This window comes from Profundibacter sp., from assembly GCF_965277155.1.
Taxonomy (GTDB): domain Bacteria; phylum Pseudomonadota; class Alphaproteobacteria; order Rhodobacterales; family Rhodobacteraceae; genus Profundibacter.
In genome coordinates, this window is record NZ_CBDIBV010000005.1 from 113,134 (window position 1) to 131,083 (window position 17,950).

Here is a 17,950-nt window from a genome sequence, read left to right on the forward strand (position 1 = left end):
AGCTGTGGGTCCGTTGTATGGTTCGGTCATGTGGCGAGGGGGCAGGCGCGCAGGCCATCAGGGCAAGAAGCGGCAAAAGAAACAATAAACGCATTAAGGGGTAGTGTCGCGAGTTTGGTGGAAATTCGAGGACGGCGTAATCTCCGGGTGCATCGAAGCCACCCAACCGGCGGCTGGAACCGCCAAGGAGATCACGCCATGACAAAGAATACAGCAACATCGACATCCGCGCTACTGGCCAATGAAGCAGGCTATGACCCGATTGAAGACCGGCTGCGCCAGAACATCCGCGCGACGATCGAGGCGGTTTTCGAAGAGGAGCTGGAGCAGTTTCTGGGCCGTTGCCGGTATGGCCGCAGCGGCGGGGCAAAGGCCGGATACCGCCACGGGCATCGCGAGCGGCAACTGGTCGGAACATTTGGAACCGAAACGGTGCGCGTGCCGCGTGCGCGGATCACAGGCGAGGCCGGCAAGGCCAGAGAATGGCGCTCGAAGGCATTGCCCCGCTACCAGCGGCTGACGAAGAAGGCCGAGGCGCTGATCGCTGCTGTCTACCTTTCGGGCACCAACACACGGCGGGTAAAACGCGCCCTGTTCGGCCTGTTTCAGGGGGCGGTCAGCAAGGATGTGGTGAGCCGCGCCTGGCGCAAGGTGAAGGTGGACTGGCAGGCGTGGTGCGCCCGCAGCCTTGCGGATGAAGACATCGTGCGGCTGATCCTGGACGGCACCGTGATCAAAACGCGGATTGACAGGAAGGCCACCAATATCTCGGTTCTGGCCGCGATTGGCGTGCGCCGGGATGGGCAGAAGGTCTTGTTATCACTGATGAACATGGGCGGCGAAAGCACCTCCGCCTGGCGTCAGTTCATCAACGATCTGGATGCGCGCGGGTTGAAACGGCCCGAATTTGTCATCGTGGACGGGGCACCGGGACTTGAGGTCGCTCTCATTGCCCTCTGGGGTGAAGATCTGCCGATCCAGAGGTGCACGGTGCACAAGCACCGCAACCTTCTGGCCAAGGCACCCAAGCGTATGCATGATGAGTTGACAGAAGATTACCGCGACATGATCTACGCCAAAACACCCGAGGAAATCGCCACCCGCCGCAAGGCATTTCTGCGAAAATGGCGGCTGAAATGCAAGGCCGTCGCTGACAGCTTGGAAGAAGCAGGAGATAAGCTTTTCACCTTCACGCGTCTGCCACAAGGCCAGTGGAAATCGGCCAGAACGACAAATGCGATCGAACGCCTGAACGAGGAATTCCGCCGCCGCATCAAGACCCAGACCGTGCTGCCATGCGCCGAGACCGTGCCGATGCTGCTTTGGGCTCTGATGGCCTCGGGGCAGATCGTCATGCGAAAGGTCGATGGCTGGGAAACGCTCGCTCAGCCCGTCGCCGACGCAACCCTTGACCAAGCCGCCTGACCGGCGCATAACTCAACCCGCTCGGAGGTGCCTGAAATCAATTTCCACCACTTTCGAGACACAACCCATAAAGGTTAGGGCCTTTGGTACTTGATAAACGGGGTTAGAACCGCGATGAGGTCGTATAGTTTGCGGGCTTGGATGTTGAAATCCTGTGTCAGCCAGTAAACGGCGGGGGCACCGGCGGCATCGGCTGCGGTATAGACGCCTTCGATCAGGGCGCGGCCAATCCCCTTGCCGCGCACATCCGGGTCGGCATAGAGGTCTTGCAGATAACAGGTGTTTTCGATTTTCCAGCCATGGCGGTGGAACAGGTAATGGGTTAGGCCGACCAGTTTGCCGTTCAACTCGGCCACCAACCCGTTGAAATCCTGCGGATCATCACCCAGAAGACGTGCAAAACTGCTGACATAGACCTCTTCGGGGACCGAGGTTTCGTAATATTCCAGATAGTCATGCCAAAGACGGCGCCACTGTTGCTCATCGGCAGCTTTCAGCGGGCGGACGATTAGGGTATCTTTGATGGCCATTCGTTTGTTTTCCCTGGCTTTTATATTATGACCGCCAATAGTAGCCGGAGCGGGTGGGAAATGGCAATCGCCATGTTTGTTGCCATAGGGTGACACTGCTTGAACTTGGCGGGGCAGGCGCATACATTGGATGGTAGGTGATTTTCGTTGGACGCCGAACAATCGCGCTTTTACTATGGGGAACCTCTAAAAATCCCCCAAAATCCGGCCTGACGGGGTAGAATCGTCATCAGGATGAAAATGATTCGACCGACGGGGTTTTGTCATGGGTCAGATGGGATTTTTTGATCTTTCCAGCCGATACGCGGGACTGGACAAATCTGGTGATCCGCTGGTGTTGCTCAACGACATGGTGCCGTTCGAGGATTACCGGGACGAGCTGAAGGCCATATGGCGCACGCCGCCCGAACAGCGCAAATCCAACGCTGGCCGCCCGCCTTGGGATGAGGTGCTGATATTCAAGACGATGGTTTTGCAGCAGCTCTACAACCTCTCTGACGATCAGATCGAGTATCAGATCCGCGACCGCCTGTCGTTCATGCGGTTTCTCGGCCTTGGCATTGAAGACAGCGTACCTGACGCCAAGACCATCTGGGCCTACCGTGAAAGGCTGGCCGGGGCCGGGAAGATGAAGGAGCTGTTTGACAAGTTCGATGCCTTTCTGCGCGAAAAGGGCTATCTGGCGATGGGCGGGCAGATTGTTGATGCGAGCATCGTTCCGGCGCCGCGCCAGCACAACAAAAGGGACGAGAACGAGAAAATCAAGGCGGGCGAAACGCCTGAAGAGTGGGAGGAAAAACCCCACAAGAAGCGCCAGAAGGACGTGGATGCGCGCTGGACGAAGAAGCACGGCAAGAGCTATTACGGCTACAAGAACCACATCAATGTCGACCGGCGGCACAAATTCATCCGCGCTTATGATGTCACCGATGCCGCCGTGCATGACAGCCAGGCGCTTGCCGGTCTGATTGATGCGAGCAACACCTCATCGGACCTGTGGGCCGACAGCGCCTATCGCTCGCAAAAGATCGAAAGCGAGCTGGAAGAGCGGGGGCTTCACAGCCATATCCATCACAAGGGCAGGCGCGGCAAGCCGCTTGGCGAGCGCCAGCAAAAGGCCAACCGGAGGCGCTCGAAAGTGCGGGTCCGGGTCGAGCATGTATTCGCTTTTCAGGAGCGCTCCATGGGCGGCAAGCTGATCCGCTCCATCGGCCTGAAGCGGGCGCGATTTCGCATCGGGATGATGAACCTGGTCTACAACATGAAGCGCTTCGTCCAGTTCGAATGCGGCCTGGCGGCGCCGGGATAAGGGTTCATGGGGTGAGGTGTGCCTGAAATACCCAAAACCGGCTTGAAACCGGTGAAAATGGGTTTATGATCCGAAGCAATCAGGCGGGACAGGCGAAAAACCGTCCACCCCGCCGCGAAGAAGGCGAAAACGGGAATTTACAGAGGTTCCCTATGGAGTAAACGATTATGAGCATAATGAAAATTGTCAGTTTTGGCACAATCTTGGTTACATTGAGTGCTGCCAGTGTGTTTGCAGACGACTGTGTTTCGAACAATAAAGACTTGGATGAATTTGCAAATAATTGCCCTTACGAAGTTATCATTGCATATAGGACTGTTGGGGGCGGTTGTTTCGAGGTGGATAAGGCAATCTTTAAATTAGCCCCTGGGATGAAATCTATTCAGCCATTGCTTTCTACAAGTTGTGGAAATGGGACTACATTCAGCGTTGAGTGGAAATCTTGTAACTTAACGGAATACGAGAAAGGTAATTGTAAATTGGATTTTAACTGAGGAACTCAACAACAATTAAAGTTCTTCAGTATTATGCCCTACGATTTCCCGAAAAACGCGAGCGGCTAACGCTGCCCCCGCGCCATAAACGCCAGCCGTTCAAACAAATGCACATCCTGTTCGTTTTTTAGCAATGCGCCATGCAGCTTTGGCAGGGCATTTGCCCCGTCACGTTTCAGGTCTTCGGCAGACAGATCCTCGGCCAATAGCAGTTTCAGCCAGTCCAGAACCTCGCTGGTCGAGGGTTTTTTCTTTAACCCCGCCGTTTCACGCAATTCATAGAACTGGGTCAGGGCAGTCGTCAGCAGCGCGTCTTTCAGGCCCGGATGATGCACCTCGACGATCTTTTTCATCGTTTCCATGTCGGGAAACCGGATGTAGTGAAAGAAACAGCGGCGCAGGAAGGCGTCGGGCAGTTCCTTTTCGTTGTTCGAGGTGATGATCACGATCGGGCGCACACGCGCGCGGATGGTTTCATTGGTTTCGTAGACGTGGAACTCCATCTTGTCCAATTCCTGCAACAGGTCATTGGGGAATTCGATGTCGGCCTTGTCGATCTCGTCTATCAGCAGAACAACCTTGCTTTCGGCCTCGAACGCCTGCCACAGCTTGCCTTTGCGGATGTAGTTTTTCACATCGTGCACGCGTTCTTCGCCCAGCTGGCTGTCGCGCAGGCGGGAAACGGCGTCATATTCATACAGTCCCTGTTGCGCGCGGGTGGTGGATTTGATGTGCCACTCGATCATCGGCAGATCCAGCGATTGTGCCACCTGACGGGCCAGTTCGGTTTTGCCGGTGCCTGGTTCACCCTTGACCAGCAGCGGGCGCTCCAGTGTTACAGCGGCATTCACGGCGACGGTCAGATCGTCGGTGGCAACATAGGTATCGGTCGAGGTAAATTTCATCAGCTTTACTGCGCCTGTATGGGTTGCGGTTTGGCAATACCTAACCGTTTGATCACTTTGCTTCAAGCGGATGAGAATGGGGCGTGACAATGGTCGCAGATTGCACTAGATCAGCGGCAGGAGTGGGTTCCGGAGGTTAGGATGCGAGATTCGACAGCCAAAGGACTGCAAGAGGGAGAAGGTATGAAAGCCGAGATTTTCTTGCCAGATGATTATAGACCAGCCGAAGACGAGCCGTTTATGAACGACCGTCAGCTGGAGTATTTCCGCCGCAAACTGATTGCGTGGAAAGAAGACATAATGTCCGACGGCAAAGACACCATTGAACATCTTCAGGATGGCACACGCAATATCCCCGATGTTGCCGATCGCGCGTCCGAGGAAACAGACCGCGCACTGGAATTGCGCACACGGGATCGCCAGCGCAAACTGGTGGGCAAGATTGATCAGGCCCTGCGCCGGATTGAAGAAGGCGAATTCGGCTATTGTTCTGTTACAGGCGAGCCGATTTCCCTGAAACGTCTGGACGCGCGCCCGATCGCCACAATGTCGCTGGAAGCACAAGAACAGCACGAGCGGCGCGAAAAAGTGCACCGTGACGACTGATTGTTGGTATAGATCAACGAAACTGTTTTTGAATTGAAGCATACAGGCACCGGGGCGGCGACGCTCCGGTGTTTTTGATATGGGGACTGGGTAATGGCACTGGATGGACAAAAGATTTGCGTTCTTGGCGCGGGCATTGGCGGGCTGGCGGCAGCAACGGCACTGGCACAGCGCGGGGCCGAAGTAACCGTGATGGAGCAATCCGCCGAGATTGCCGAGGTTGGTGCCGGCCTGCAAATCGGTCCTAACGGCTTTGCGGTGATGCGGGCGCTGGGCGCGGGCGCGGCCTTGGCCGGCTGCTCGGTGCGGGCCAAGGGGGTTTCCCTGCTGGACGGCACAACGGAAAAGCCGGTGTTCGGGCTGGATTTTCAGCGGTTTGCGGATGGTCAGGAATATTATTTTGTGCATCGCGCCGATCTGGTTGATGTGTTGGCCGATGCCGCGCGCAAGGCTGGGGTGAAGATTCGTCTATTGCAACAGGTTGACGAGGTTAGTGTGCATGATGGTCATGCACTGGTCACAATGAAACAGGGCGGCGGATCGTCCCCTGATGTGCTGATCGGGGCGGATGGTCTGCACTCGAAGGTGCGCGTGGCGCTGAATGGCGAGCGTAAGCCGTTTTTCACCCGACAGGTGGCATGGCGCACGATTGTGCCCGCGCTGGGGAATGAACCAGCCGTGGCGCGTGTCTATATGGGCGCGGGCAAGCATCTGGTGGTCTACCCGCTGCGTGATGGTAAAATGCTGAATATCGTGGCGGTGCAGGAACGCGATGAATGGGCCGCAGAGGGGTGGAATTTTCGCGATGATCCGGCCAACCTGCGCGCCGTGTTCGCCGATTTCGGCCCCGAGGTGCAGGGGCTGCTGGATCGGGTTAAGGATGTTTACCTGTGGGGGCTGTTCCGCCATCCGGTGGCGGAAAACTGGCACAAGGGGCGGGTGGTCATTCTGGGTGATGCGGCCCATCCCACCTTGCCGTTCATGGCGCAAGGTGCTGTGATGGCGCTGGAAGATGCCTGGGTGCTGGCCGATGCGCTGGAGCAGGCGGATACGGTTGAAAAGGGGCTTGCCAGCTATCAAACCCGCCGCCGACCGCGGGCCGCGCGGGTGATTGACGCGGCCAGCAAGAATGCGCGCAACTATCACCTGTCGCCGGGGCCGCTGCGGTTTGCCGCGCATACGGCATTGCGTTTGGGCAGCACATTTGCGCCGTCACTGGCGATGAAGAAATTCGACTGGATTTACAAGCACGATGTGACCCGCGCCTAAGCGGGTCTTGTTATTGGTGAGGCTTTGCCTACACTCGTGTTCGTGGAAATGCGCGAAAGGTAAATCATGTCCGAATCCCAAGACGAATACACTCGTGTCGGCCAGCAGATAACCGGTGCCGAGCAAAGCCAGATGTTTGGCAAGCCCTGCTTCAAAACCGGCGGCAAGGCCTTTGTGGCCTATTTTCAGGACGCAATGGTGTTCAAACTGACCGGTGATGCCCACACCCGCGCCTTGGCGCTGGAGGGGGCGCAATTATTTGATCCGTCCGGCAAGGGCAGGGCGATGAAGGAGTGGGTGCAGGTGCCATTCGCACACAAAGACCTATGGCCGGAACTGGCCAGCGCGGCCCGCGATTACGTCGGTGACTAGGCCTGCGTCGCCTCGTACCCTTCTTCTTTTAACGCGGCCATAATGGCGGCCATGTCACCGTTGGTGTCAATTTCAACCGTGCGGGTTTCCAGATCAACCGCGACTTTGGCATCTGCATCAACACTTGCCACAGCCTTTTCTACAGCCGCTTTGCAATGGCCGCAGGTCATATCGGGGACGTTTAGTTTGGTCATGATTATCCTCTTTCTTTCAGATGGTTATGCGGCCAGATCAACCCAGACCGGCACATGGTCCGACGGTTTTTCACGGCCACGGATTTCGGCGTCTATCTGGCAATCCAGCAACAGATCCGCACATTGCGGCGTCATCAGGAAATGGTCAATCCGGATGCCGTCATTTTTATTCCATGCGCCTGCCTGGTAGTCCCAGAAACTGTAGTGATCGGGCCCTTGGTGGATGGCGCGAAATGCATCGGTCAGGCCCAGATTGACAACCCGCCGCCAAGCCGTGCGACTTTCCAGCCGAAACAACGCATCTTCGCGCCATTTGTCGGGGTGGGCGGCATCTTCGGCCTGCGGAATGATATTGTAATCTCCGGCCATCAACGCCGGTTCCTCAGCCGCCAGCAGGTCTTTGGCGCGGTGGTATAGCCGTTCCATCCACGCCAGTTTATAATCAAATTTTGGCCCCGGAACGGGGTTGCCGTTGGGCAGATACAACCCACAAACCCGGATCGGGTTTTCACCCATCACCGTGGCTTCGATCCAGCGGGCGTGATCGTCATCATCATCGCCGGGCAAGCCGCGCTGTATATCTTCAAGCGGCAGCTTCGATAAGATCGCTACGCCGTTGAACGACTTTTGCCCATGCACCTCGACGTTATAACCCATGTCCTCGAATATTTCGCGCGGGAACCCATCGTCGACGGTCTTGATTTCCTGTAAAAGGGCCACATCGGGCGCGCGTTCGCACAGCCAGTCGGGTAGGGCGTTGATCCGCGCCTTGATGCCGTTGATGTTGAATGTGGCTATTTTCATTTCGCACCTCGCTGATCGGACAAGGGTAGTCGGGAAGCAAGGCAAGCCTCAAGCATAAAATAGTTACTGAATTTTTTATGAAACATTCAAATTTTCATATTATTAACACATTTTGCTGGAAAAAGTCGGCTTGTGTGATGTGGATGCTTCCTTTCTTTGATGGCCGATTCAAAGAGAGGCATAAATAGTGAAAGACGTGGAATACGATGCCAATCTATACCGATCAGGCTTTGGGTAGTAATTTTGACCCGGGCAATCCTCCGGGTTTGCCTGCGACTGTAAATGTTATTACAATCACAATGAATGACGCTGATGGTGACGGGTTTTTGTCACCAAACGGGTCGGACCAAATTAACGGCAGCGATATTACCCGCGTCTGGGTTGGCGATACGGTAACGATTGACGGCGTCCAGATTACAGGTGTTACCTTCTACACCGCTGATGGGTCGCGCTATTTTACCCCGAATGACGGGACGGCTTTCCCGCATGCCCCAGTTACGGTTACTTCTGTAACCTATGTTACCAACAGTACGCAGGTTGCCGTTGGTGATCTGGGACCGCCCTGTTTTGTGGCCGGCACCCGTATTTCCACTCCCGGTGGTGTGGTCGCCGTCGAGGAATTGAACGTTGGCGATCTGGTTTTGACCAAAGATCATGGCGCGCAGCCGATCCGCTGGATTGGTCAGCGTACTGCAAACGGGCAGGGTAAATTCGCTCCGATCCTGATCAAGGCCGGGGCGCTGGGGAATGACCGTGATTTGCGCGTGTCTCCGCAGCACCGGATGCTATTGACCGGCTGGAAGGCCGAATTGTTCTTTGGCGAGCTATGCCCAAAAGTTGGTGACGCAGTAATCAGGCGGCATGTTTTTCCTGCTTGATCCCGTCCTTAAATTCAACCCCTTCGATGATTTCCGGCAATCGGAATGCGCCGTCGAGTTTACGCCATTTCTTCTTTGCCGACATCATCAGGCGGAAGGTCATTGCCAAGGCGGTCTTGCGCCCGAGGCAGCCTTTGGTCTTCTTCGTTCGGTGCCGCACGGTGGCAAATATGCTTTCGATGGGGTTGGATGTGCGGATGTGTTTCCAGTGCTCGGCAGGGAAGTCGTAGAAGGTCAGCAGCACGTCCCGGTCCTTGGTCAGCTTCCCCACGGCACGCTCGTATTTCACGCCATAGGCTTCGATGAAGAAATTGAACGCGGCCTCGGCGTCCCGTTTGTTCTCGGCCATCCAGATGTCCTGTAGATGGCCCTTGGCTTTGGCTTGCAGCGACTTCGGCATGGCATTCAGGACGTTGCCGGTTTTATGCACCCAGCAGCGCTGCTCCCGGGTCTCACCGAACACCTCCCGCAAGGCGTTCCAGAAGCCGAGCGCGCCATCACCAACGGCCAGATCAGGGGCTTTTCTGAGGCCACGACGTTGCAAGTCCAGCAGCAGTTCACGCCAGCTCTGGCTGCTTTCTCGATACCCGTCCACGAGGCCCAGAACATCCTTGTTACCCCACTCGTCCGCGCCGATGATCACCAGCATGCATTGCTTGTCAGCATCCGTGCGCGGCTTGAAATAAACCCCGTCGGCCCAGAAATACACATAGCGTTTGGCCGACAGGTCACGCCGGTTCCAACGCTCGTATTCTGCCCACCACTCCGCCTTCAGGCGCGAAATCGTGCTCGATGTCAAACCACCCGCATCAGGCCCCAGAAGGGCCGCCAGTGCTTCGCCGAAATCACCCGTGGAAATACCTTTGAGATAGAGCCAGGGCAACAACTCCTCGACCGACTTTGCCCGGCGCAGATACGGCGGCAGAAGCGTCGAGGTGAACCTGATCTTCTCCGCCCCCGTGCCACGATCACGCACCCGAGGCACATTCACCGGGACAGGGCCGATCCCCGTCATCACCTCGCGCTCCGGCAGGTATCCGTGGCGAACAAGGCGCTGGCGACCGGCCGAATCCCTCAAATGCGCGTGTTGCGCCATCAGATCACAAACCTCGGCCTCGACCGCCTGTGCCAACAGATCCCGCGCGCCTTTGCGCAAGATATCCGTCAGCGGATCAGGTGAAATTCCGGCTGGATCGGTAAACTCCAAAATAGTATCGTCTTCCATGTGGCATATCCTTTTCTCTCTGAGAATCGCGGCGCGTCAACACCGCCATGATATGCCACCCAATCACCCCATCACCAACTTTCGGGCATTACTCGGTTCGCTTAAGTTCCCAGGCATAAATGCCACCACTCACGGAACAACAATAGATTGCACGTTAACGCCGCGTAAAGATAGTAAGGGATTCCATACCTGTCCAAAAAGACAGTATTCTGGGGTGGTTTAGCTATCCAGAATAAAGATTTGATTCTGGAATGAGGCCTTCAATACTGCCTGGGCGGTTGTATCGACGTCCAAAGCTTCGCGTGCGAGTCGCAAATGCTTTTCTACAGTGGCCGTTGTCAGCCCCATTATGGTGGCAATATCCTGCATGGTTTTGCCTTCTCCAACCCATTCCAGCACTTCGCGTTGCCTTGCTGTAAGGGCGCGGCGGGAACTGGTGTAGGGCAGGCTGATAATTTTCAGATGCGCCATATTGTTCATCACCAGGATTTCGCGGCCGTGACGTTCCCATGTGGCATCTACTTCGGATTGAGTGATTCCGGGGCAGGCTGTCAGGCCGATCCCGCCACGATTGCGCACAGAATCGGTTTTGAACCCGATCGTGTATCCGGCAATCACACCCATCTCTTTATTGAATTCCATGGCTTTGCGTTCGCCAATGGTCAGCGTTTCTTCCGGAATGGTTTGTATCCAGCTCCAACTGCACGCCCCGACATTTTCAACAGACCAGCGCAGCATCGGCCCGTTTATGTAATGGCTTTCATTGATATAGCCATCAATATACTCGGAACTATGGCTGGACAGCACAATTGAATCTTTTGGGTCCCCCAAAGAGGACCCCGATTTAAACCTTGTATATACATACAACAGCCGGTCGAATCCGTATTCGGCCATCTTGTCACACAGCGCGACCCAGACGTCCTCGATTGTATCTGCTTCGCTGACTTGTTCCAGAAAATGCAGTGTCATCGGGATTTCTCCAGATGGTCCAGTATTGCGTCTATGGCCAATACATAGCCTTTGGCCCCAAAGCCGCAAATCTGCCCAACCGCAACCGGTGCGATGTAGGATTTATGGCGGAATTCCTCCCGGGCGTGAATGTTGGACAGATGCAGTTCGACAACCGGCACTCCAACCGACGAAATCGCATCCATCAGCGCAACCGAAGTATGCGTATATGCGCCCGCATTCAGGATGATCCCGTCATGGATATTTCGCGCGGCGTGAATGGCCTCGACCAGTTCGCCCTCGTGATTGCTTTGATAACAAGTGACATTGCAGCCTGCCTTTCGGCCTGTTTCAATGCATAATGACTCGATCTGGGCAAGTGTCGTATCGCCATAGACCTCAGGCTGTCGTGTGCCGAGCAGATTCAGGTTCGGCCCGTTCAAAATAAGTAAGGATGTCATCTGTTGCCCCAGATTGATTTCCACCATCCTAAGAAGCGAAGCCCCTTCAATCAAGTATTAGTATTTTGGCTTTTGCTTTTAAAGACCTCTGCATAACATCGGGATTCCCCCGGGTTGGCCGTTTTGGTAAGCTAGCCGGGAAATCTCTGGGGTGAATAGATGGACCTTTTCCTGCACGAAGCGGCGGCACGGATCGGCGCGGATGACGTTCTGTCGAAGATCGACGCGCTGATGGATTGGAACTCGTTTTTGCCGATCCTGCGGCGCGGTCTGGGGCGCTCGGGGATCGGGCCTCAGGGCTATGATCCGCTGGTTCTGTTCAAGTGTCTTCTGGTTGGCCAGTGGCACGGGCTGAGCGACCCGAAGCTGGAGCGGGCCTTGAAGGTGCGGCTGGATTTCATGCTGTTCTGCGGGCTCGATCTGCACGCGTCGGTGCCGGATGAGACGACCCACTGCCGGTTCCGCAATGCGCTGGTCCGGGGTGGCGTTTACGATGAGCTGCTGGCCGAGGTCTGCCGCCAGATCGAGGCGCATGGGCTGAAGCTGAAAGAGGCTGAGGCGGCGATCATTGATGCGACCCTGATCGCGGCGGCGGCGCGCCCGCGCACCCATATCGACGCCCCGCAGGACCGGGCAGAGGACGGGGCAAGGGAAGGGACGCCGGATGATCCGCCCGAGGTCTCACCCGACGGGGCACAGCTGCATTTCAGCGCCGACCCTGATGCCCGCTGGGTCAAGAAGGGCCGCAAGAGCACGCTCGGCTACAAGGGCTTTGCCCGCTGCGACGAAGAGGGCTTTATCGACAAGGTGCACACCACGCCCGCCAATGCCGCCGAAAGCCCCGAATTCGCCACCATGATCGCGGGCGCAAAGGCGCAGCGGGTGCTGGCCGACAAGGCCTATGCGAGCAAGGCCAACCGCCAGATGCTGCGCGGCAAATACCGCGACGGCATCCTGCGCAAGGCAGCGCGCGGCCGCCCCCTGCGGCAATCGGAGAAACGCTTCAACCGGCTGATTTCGAAACGCCGCTTCCGCATCGAGCAGACTTTCGGCACGATGAAACGCCTCTTCGGCCTGCAGCGGGCGAGATATTTCGGGCGCGCCAGGGTGCATGCCCAGATGGTCATGGCCGCCATCGCGCAAAACCTGCTCAAGGCCGCAAACAGGATCACCCTCAACCCGCAAACCCCCGCAATCGCATAGCCCCAAACCCCGCCACCCGTCTGTCCGCCGGACCCGCAGGGGCGCAAGGTGGGCGGCCGAAATCTTGCTTCAACCGAAAGCCATGGCCTCATGCAGAGGTCTTTTTTAGTAATTTCTGTTACTGGTTTGCCAGAACGAAACAGGTGCAAAATGAACGGCATTAAAACATGTGATGTTGTCATCATAGGCGGGGCGATTATGGGCAGTTCCGCAGCCTACTGGCTTTCGCGCATGAATCCGGATCTGGATATTCTGGTGATCGAACCTGATCCAAGCTATGCCAAAAGCTCTACTGCGCTTTCGGTGGCCTCTGTGCGACAACAATTCACCACCGCAGTCAACGTTGAAATATCGCGCTTCGGGATCGAATTTATCAAAAACGTGCAAAACTGGCTGGGGCAGGGCGGGGGTGTCGATTCGCTCGGGTTTCAGGAAAATGGGTATCTGTTTTTATCCGGCAGCGCGGAAAGCGAAACAGTGCTGCGGCAGGCCTGCGCTATGCAGCGTGAAAAAGGCGCGCAAACTGAATTGCTGACACCGGATGCGTTAAAAACACGCTTTGACTGGTTGAATGTGGACGACATTCATCTGGCCAGCTTTGGCGCAAAGGACGAGGGGTGGTTCGACAACATGAGTCTGCTGGGCGGGTTTCGCAAGGCGGCACAGCAACAAGGGGTAAAGTTCCTGCGTGATCGTGTCATATCGATAGAGGGAGCCAGCGGCCGGATATCCAGCGTTCAATTGGAAAGCACCGGTACGATATCTGCTGCATATATCATCAATGCAGCGGGAACATCTGCCAACGACATATTGGTTATGTTAGATGAGGAAATACCCGTAGAGCCCCGTAAACGCACAGTATTTATGATTGACGCGCCAAATGCAATCCACCCAGACGCTCCGTTGATGGTGTGCCACAGTGGCTTTTATCTGCGCCCTGAACACAATCACTGGATTTGCGCAATTGTGCCAAAAGATGATCACATAGCTGAAAAAGACGATTTCGAGCCTGATTTGCATTTGTTTGAAGACAGCCTGTGGCCCAAACTCTACGAGCGTGCGCCAGGGTTTGATGCGGTCAAGGTTCTGTCGGCATGGGCTGGGCATTACGCCTATAATACGCTGGATCAGAATGCGATCATTGGCCGGCATCCAAATTGGCACAACCTGTTCCTGATGAACGGGTTCAGCAGACACGGGCTGCAACAAGCACCAGCTGTCGGGCGCGGTAGAGTAATGCCCGAAAGTTGGTGATGGGGTGATTGGGTGGCATATCATGGCGGTGTTGACGCGCCGCGATTCTCAGAGAGAAAAGGATATGCCACATGGAAGACGATACTATTTTGGAGTTTACCGATCCAGCCGGAATTTCACCTGATCCGCTGACGGATATCTTGCGCAAAGGCGCGCGGGATCTGTTGGCACAGGCGGTCGAGGCCGAGGTTTGTGATCTGATGGCGCAACACGCGCATTTGAGGGATTCGGCCGGTCGCCAGCGCCTTGTTCGCCACGGATACCTGCCGGAGCGCGAGGTGATGACGGGGATCGGCCCTGTCCCGGTGAATGTGCCTCGGGTGCGTGATCGTGGCACGGGGGCGGAGAAGATCAGGTTCACCTCGACGCTTCTGCCGCCGTATCTGCGCCGGGCAAAGTCGGTCGAGGAGTTGTTGCCCTGGCTCTATCTCAAAGGTATTTCCACGGGTGATTTCGGCGAAGCACTGGCGGCCCTTCTGGGGCCTGATGCGGGTGGTTTGACATCGAGCACGATTTCGCGCCTGAAGGCGGAGTGGTGGGCAGAATACGAGCGTTGGAACCGGCGTGACCTGTCGGCCAAACGCTATGTGTATTTCTGGGCCGACGGGGTTTATTTCAAGCCGCGCACGGATGCTGACAAGCAATGCATGCTGGTGATCATCGGCGCGGACGAGTGGGGTAACAAGGATGTTCTGGGCCTCGTGGACGGGTATCGAGAAAGCAGCCAGAGCTGGCGTGAACTGCTGCTGGACTTGCAACGTCGTGGCCTCAGAAAAGCCCCTGATCTGGCCGTTGGTGATGGCGCGCTCGGCTTCTGGAACGCCTTGCGGGAGGTGTTCGGTGAGACCCGGGAGCAGCGCTGCTGGGTGCATAAAACCGGCAACGTCCTGAATGCCATGCCGAAGTCGCTGCAAGCCAAAGCCAAGGGCCATCTACAGGACATCTGGATGGCCGAGAACAAACGGGACGCCGAGGCCGCGTTCAATTTCTTCATCGAAGCCTATGGCGTGAAATACGAGCGTGCCGTGGGGAAGCTGACCAAGGACCGGGACGTGCTGCTGACCTTCTACGACTTCCCTGCCGAGCACTGGAAACACATCCGCACATCCAACCCCATCGAAAGCATATTTGCCACCGTGCGGCACCGAACGAAGAAGACCAAAGGCTGCCTCGGGCGCAAGACCGCCTTGGCAATGACCTTCCGCCTGATGATGTCGGCAAAGAAGAAATGGCGTAAACTCGACGGCGCATTCCGATTGCCGGAAATCATCGAAGGGGTTGAATTTAAGGACGGGATCAAGCAGGAAAAACATGCCGCCTGATTACTGCGTCACCAACTTTTGGGCATAGCTCGGCGCGGTATTGCCGAACTTGTTCTGCATGGGGCGTATCAAACAATAGATTTATCGGATCTGGGCGTAGGGCGTAGGGCGTATTTTGAATAATTTTCCATTTTCTGAAAAGGCCATCGTTTAAATGATTTGCTTATAAGTCTTTGGTAATATAGGTATATTGTAATACTCGACCTTCCATAATATTAACATAATACTGATTATGCGTATTATTGCTGTTGCCGCAAAGCGATGTAAATACCTTTAAAACTGAGACTCAATATTATTGAGACTCGTTTGGCCGGAATTTCGAGGAATGATCCCCCCCTATCAGATCGACAATGCAAATCTGGCGATGATGAGGAAATGACGCTCGAAGCGATCACAACCCTGTACTAAACGAGGCCTTACCTCATTTGCAGGCCACGACCAGATTACCTTCGTGCAGGGTTATGCTCGCCACGGGTACCGTCGGGTGTCAGAGCTTGGGTGCCTTCAGGGACGAATAATGCGCATCAATCTAAAAGACCTCTGCATAACATCGGGATTCCCCCGGGTTGGCCGTTTTGGTAAGCTAGCCGGGAAATCTCTGGGGTGAATAGATGGACCTTTTCCTGCACGAAGCGGCGGCACGGATCGGCGCGGATGACGTTCTGTCGAAGATCGACGCGCTGATGGATTGGAACTCGTTTTTGCCGATCCTGCGGCGCGGTCTGGGGCGCTCGGGGATCGGGCCTCAGGGCTATGATCCGCTGGTTCTGTTCAAGTGTCTTCTGGTTGGCCAGTGGCACGGGCTGAGCGACCCGAAGCTGGAGCGGGCCTTGAAGGTGCGGCTGGATTTCATGCTGTTCTGCGGGCTCGATCTGCACGCGTCGGTGCCGGATGAGACGACCCACTGCCGGTTCCGCAATGCGCTGGTCCGGGGTGGCGTTTACGATGAGCTGCTGGCCGAGGTCTGCCGCCAGATCGAGGCGCATGGGCTGAAGCTGAAAGAGGCTGAGGCGGCGATCATTGATGCGACCCTGATCGCGGCGGCGGCGCGCCCGCGCACCCATATCGACGCCCCGCAGGACCGGGCAGAGGACGGGGCAAGGGAAGGGACGCCGGATGATCCGCCCGAGGTCTCACCCGACGGGGCACAGCTGCATTTCAGCGCCGACCCTGATGCCCGCTGGGTCAAGAAGGGCCGCAAGAGCACGCTCGGCTACAAGGGCTTTGCCCGCTGCGACGAAGAGGGCTTTATCGACAAGGTGCACACCACGCCCGCCAATGCCGCCGAAAGCCCCGAATTCGCCACCATGATCGCGGGCGCAAAGGCGCAGCGGGTGCTGGCCGACAAGGCCTATGCGAGCAAGGCCAACCGCCAGATGCTGCGCGGCAAATACCGCGACGGCATCCTGCGCAAGGCAGCGCGCGGCCGCCCCCTGCGGCAATCGGAGAAACGCTTCAACCGGCTGATTTCGAAACGCCGCTTCCGCATCGAGCAGACTTTCGGCACGATGAAACGCCTCTTCGGCCTGCAGCGGGCGAGATATTTCGGGCGCGCCAGGGTGCATGCCCAGATGGTCATGGCCGCCATCGCGCAAAACCTGCTCAAGGCCGCAAACAGGATCACCCTCAACCCGCAAACCCCCGCAATCGCATAGCCCCAAACCCCGCCACCCGTCTGTCCGCCGGACCCGCAGGGGCGCAAGGTGGGCGGCCGAAATCTTGCTTCAACCGAAAGCCATGGCCTCATGCAGAGGTCTTTCTAAATACATCACATTTCAAAGAACCGATTGCATTCTTGCTGTTACTTGCCGTTTAGATGATCTGGAATCTCGCAATATAATCTTACACATGAACATAAAATGTGGAAAGATGTGACGAACCCACCAATGTCAAAAGGATTAAACTATGAGGGCACAACGCTTAACAATGACGTTTGCTGGGATATTCGAACTGGTCAGTCTGGGGCTGCACATATGAGCCAAGCCGCAAATCTTGGTGCCATTATCAGACATTGGGTACCCCTTTTTGTCGGGGCGAACTTGACAATTGCAGGCCTGACCGGCTTATACCTGATGACAAAAATATAAAGGTTGCTGGTGCTAAATAACACAGACATCCCGCCATATTTCACCCCTGCCCTTGCTTTAGCAGCACGGCGCGTTTCCTTGACCAAAGGAGAGGCACTGTTTCGCGAGGGGCAACGGGTGACGGGGATTTATTATGTTATCTCTGGCGAGGTAAAGGCATTACGCCATACGTCGGCTAGCGACGAGGCCGTGATGGTCCGCGCCAAAGCAGGCGAGCTTTTTGCCGAATCCGCCATAGCCGCGCCGCGTTATACTTGCGATGCTATGGCGGTTAAACCTTCGGAACTGTTGTTTTTAGCTAATGAGGATCTGGATCAGGCCCTGTCAGATTCAGAGTTTACCAAAGCGCTCTTTCTGGCCAATGCTGCCAATGCCCGACGTCAATGCAGCCGCTATGAACGGGTGCGCCTGCGTTCGGCCCGTGACCGGGTCCTGCATCTTCTGGCCTGCGAATCCGGTCCGGACGGGATATTCCACTGGCCAGCCCCCTTGACTGAACTGGCTGTGGAACTGGCGCTTGAGCCGGAAACCCTATACCGGGTGTTGCGCGAACTGGAAACAGCAAATGAAATCATCCGCGACAAACGCAGTTTTCGCCGTATATCCTAATCTCGATCATATTTTTGTTGCCCGTTTACTCTTAGGCTTTCCTGACAAAAAACAG

General features: G+C 56.2%; 19 protein-coding genes. 12 read left to right on the plus strand and 7 right to left on the minus strand.

The window, feature by feature from the left end; translation table 11 throughout:
• The first annotated feature begins 198 nt into the window (after positions 1–198).
• The gene (locus tag ACQY4M_RS04595) at positions 199–1,425 is read left to right on the plus strand and encodes an IS256 family transposase (protein ID WP_428539582.1); all 1,227 of its coding nucleotides are present in this window, start codon (positions 199–201) and stop codon (positions 1,423–1,425) included.
• Between the two features lie 74 nt (positions 1,426–1,499).
• Here the strand turns inward: ACQY4M_RS04595 and ACQY4M_RS04600 are convergent, their stop codons facing one another.
• Positions 1,500–1,955, minus strand: a complete 456-nt coding sequence (locus ACQY4M_RS04600) for an N-acetyltransferase family protein (RefSeq protein WP_428541404.1) — start codon at positions 1,953–1,955, stop codon at positions 1,500–1,502.
• Between the two features lie 265 nt (positions 1,956–2,220).
• Between ACQY4M_RS04600 and ACQY4M_RS04605 the strand changes: the two genes are divergently transcribed.
• Entirely contained in the window at positions 2,221–3,264 is a 1,044-nt protein-coding gene (locus ACQY4M_RS04605; RefSeq protein ID WP_428539227.1) for an IS5 family transposase, read from the plus strand.
• A gap of 167 nt (positions 3,265–3,431) precedes the next feature.
• Positions 3,432–3,758, plus strand: a complete 327-nt coding sequence (locus tag ACQY4M_RS04610; RefSeq protein WP_428541407.1) for a hypothetical protein — start codon at positions 3,432–3,434, stop codon at positions 3,756–3,758.
• A gap of 65 nt (positions 3,759–3,823) precedes the next feature.
• Here the strand turns inward: ACQY4M_RS04610 and ACQY4M_RS04615 are convergent, their stop codons facing one another.
• Positions 3,824–4,663, minus strand: coding sequence for an AAA family ATPase (locus ACQY4M_RS04615; protein WP_428541410.1), 840 nt, complete (start codon positions 4,661–4,663; stop codon positions 3,824–3,826).
• Positions 4,664–4,846: 183 nt separating this feature from the next.
• Between ACQY4M_RS04615 and dksA the strand changes: the two genes are divergently transcribed.
• From dksA to ACQY4M_RS04630, 3 genes are all read left to right on the plus strand, one after another.
• Positions 4,847–5,269, plus strand: coding sequence for an RNA polymerase-binding protein DksA (gene dksA / locus ACQY4M_RS04620; RefSeq protein ID WP_428541413.1), 423 nt, complete (start codon positions 4,847–4,849; stop codon positions 5,267–5,269).
• 93 nt (positions 5,270–5,362) lie between these two features.
• The gene (locus tag ACQY4M_RS04625; protein WP_428541416.1) at positions 5,363–6,538 is read left to right on the plus strand and encodes an FAD-dependent monooxygenase; all 1,176 of its coding nucleotides are present in this window, start codon (positions 5,363–5,365) and stop codon (positions 6,536–6,538) included.
• 66 nt (positions 6,539–6,604) lie between these two features.
• Complete coding sequence (locus ACQY4M_RS04630; RefSeq protein WP_428541419.1) at positions 6,605–6,910, plus strand: hypothetical protein; 306 nt, start codon at positions 6,605–6,607, stop codon at positions 6,908–6,910.
• Here the strand turns inward: ACQY4M_RS04630 and ACQY4M_RS04635 are convergent.
• Both ACQY4M_RS04635 and xth read right to left on the minus strand, forming a co-directional pair.
• Complete coding sequence (locus tag ACQY4M_RS04635) at positions 6,907–7,104, minus strand: heavy-metal-associated domain-containing protein (RefSeq protein WP_428541422.1); 198 nt, start codon at positions 7,102–7,104, stop codon at positions 6,907–6,909. The genes ACQY4M_RS04630 and ACQY4M_RS04635 overlap by 4 nt on opposite strands.
• Before the next feature lie 24 nt (positions 7,105–7,128).
• Entirely contained in the window at positions 7,129–7,908 is a 780-nt protein-coding gene (gene xth, locus ACQY4M_RS04640) for an exodeoxyribonuclease III (protein ID WP_428541425.1), read from the minus strand.
• Between the two features lie 299 nt (positions 7,909–8,207).
• On the opposite strand from xth, the gene ACQY4M_RS04645 reads away from it, so the two are divergent.
• Positions 8,208–8,786: a Hint domain-containing protein gene (locus ACQY4M_RS04645; RefSeq protein ID WP_428541428.1), complete on the plus strand. Its 579-nt coding sequence runs from the start codon at positions 8,208–8,210 to the stop codon at positions 8,784–8,786.
• On the opposite strand, the gene ACQY4M_RS04650 is transcribed toward ACQY4M_RS04645, so the two are convergent.
• The 3 genes from ACQY4M_RS04650 to aroQ all read right to left on the minus strand — a co-directional run bounded on the left by ACQY4M_RS04650 (position 8,761) and on the right by aroQ (position 11,420).
• Positions 8,761–10,011 carry an IS256 family transposase gene (locus tag ACQY4M_RS04650; RefSeq protein WP_428539230.1) on the minus strand — a complete coding sequence of 417 codons (1,251 nt, stop codon included), beginning with the start codon at positions 10,009–10,011 and terminating at the stop codon, positions 8,761–8,763. The two genes, ACQY4M_RS04645 and ACQY4M_RS04650, sit on opposite strands and share 26 nt — an antisense overlap.
• 219 nt (positions 10,012–10,230) lie before the next feature.
• Entirely contained in the window at positions 10,231–10,980 is a 750-nt protein-coding gene (locus tag ACQY4M_RS04655; RefSeq protein ID WP_428541431.1) for a helix-turn-helix transcriptional regulator, read from the minus strand.
• Positions 10,977–11,420 carry a type II 3-dehydroquinate dehydratase gene (gene aroQ / locus ACQY4M_RS04660; RefSeq protein ID WP_428541434.1) on the minus strand — a complete coding sequence of 148 codons (444 nt, stop codon included), beginning with the start codon at positions 11,418–11,420 and terminating at the stop codon, positions 10,977–10,979. Before aroQ ends, ACQY4M_RS04655 begins: the two co-directional genes overlap by 4 nt.
• Positions 11,421–11,579: 159 nt before the next feature.
• Here aroQ and ACQY4M_RS04665 point away from each other — a divergent pair, with 159 nt between their 5' ends.
• The 5 genes from ACQY4M_RS04665 to ACQY4M_RS04685 all read left to right on the plus strand — a co-directional run bounded on the left by ACQY4M_RS04665 (position 11,580) and on the right by ACQY4M_RS04685 (position 17,895).
• Positions 11,580–12,623 (plus strand): IS5 family transposase, encoded by a 1,044-nt coding sequence (locus ACQY4M_RS04665; RefSeq protein ID WP_428539221.1) that lies wholly within the window; start codon positions 11,580–11,582, stop codon positions 12,621–12,623.
• Positions 12,624–12,671: 48 nt separating this feature from the next.
• Entirely contained in the window at positions 12,672–13,877 is a 1,206-nt protein-coding gene (locus ACQY4M_RS04670) for an NAD(P)/FAD-dependent oxidoreductase (RefSeq protein ID WP_428541437.1), read from the plus strand.
• A 71-nt stretch (positions 13,878–13,948) separates the two neighbouring features.
• Entirely contained in the window at positions 13,949–15,199 is a 1,251-nt protein-coding gene (locus tag ACQY4M_RS04675) for an IS256 family transposase (RefSeq protein ID WP_428539230.1), read from the plus strand.
• Between the two features lie 611 nt (positions 15,200–15,810).
• The gene (locus ACQY4M_RS04680) at positions 15,811–16,854 is read left to right on the plus strand and encodes an IS5 family transposase (protein ID WP_428539221.1); all 1,044 of its coding nucleotides are present in this window, start codon (positions 15,811–15,813) and stop codon (positions 16,852–16,854) included.
• A gap of 510 nt (positions 16,855–17,364) precedes the next feature.
• Positions 17,365–17,895 (plus strand): Crp/Fnr family transcriptional regulator, encoded by a 531-nt coding sequence (locus tag ACQY4M_RS04685; RefSeq protein ID WP_428541440.1) that lies wholly within the window; start codon positions 17,365–17,367, stop codon positions 17,893–17,895.
• Positions 17,896–17,950: the final 55 nt, after the last annotated feature.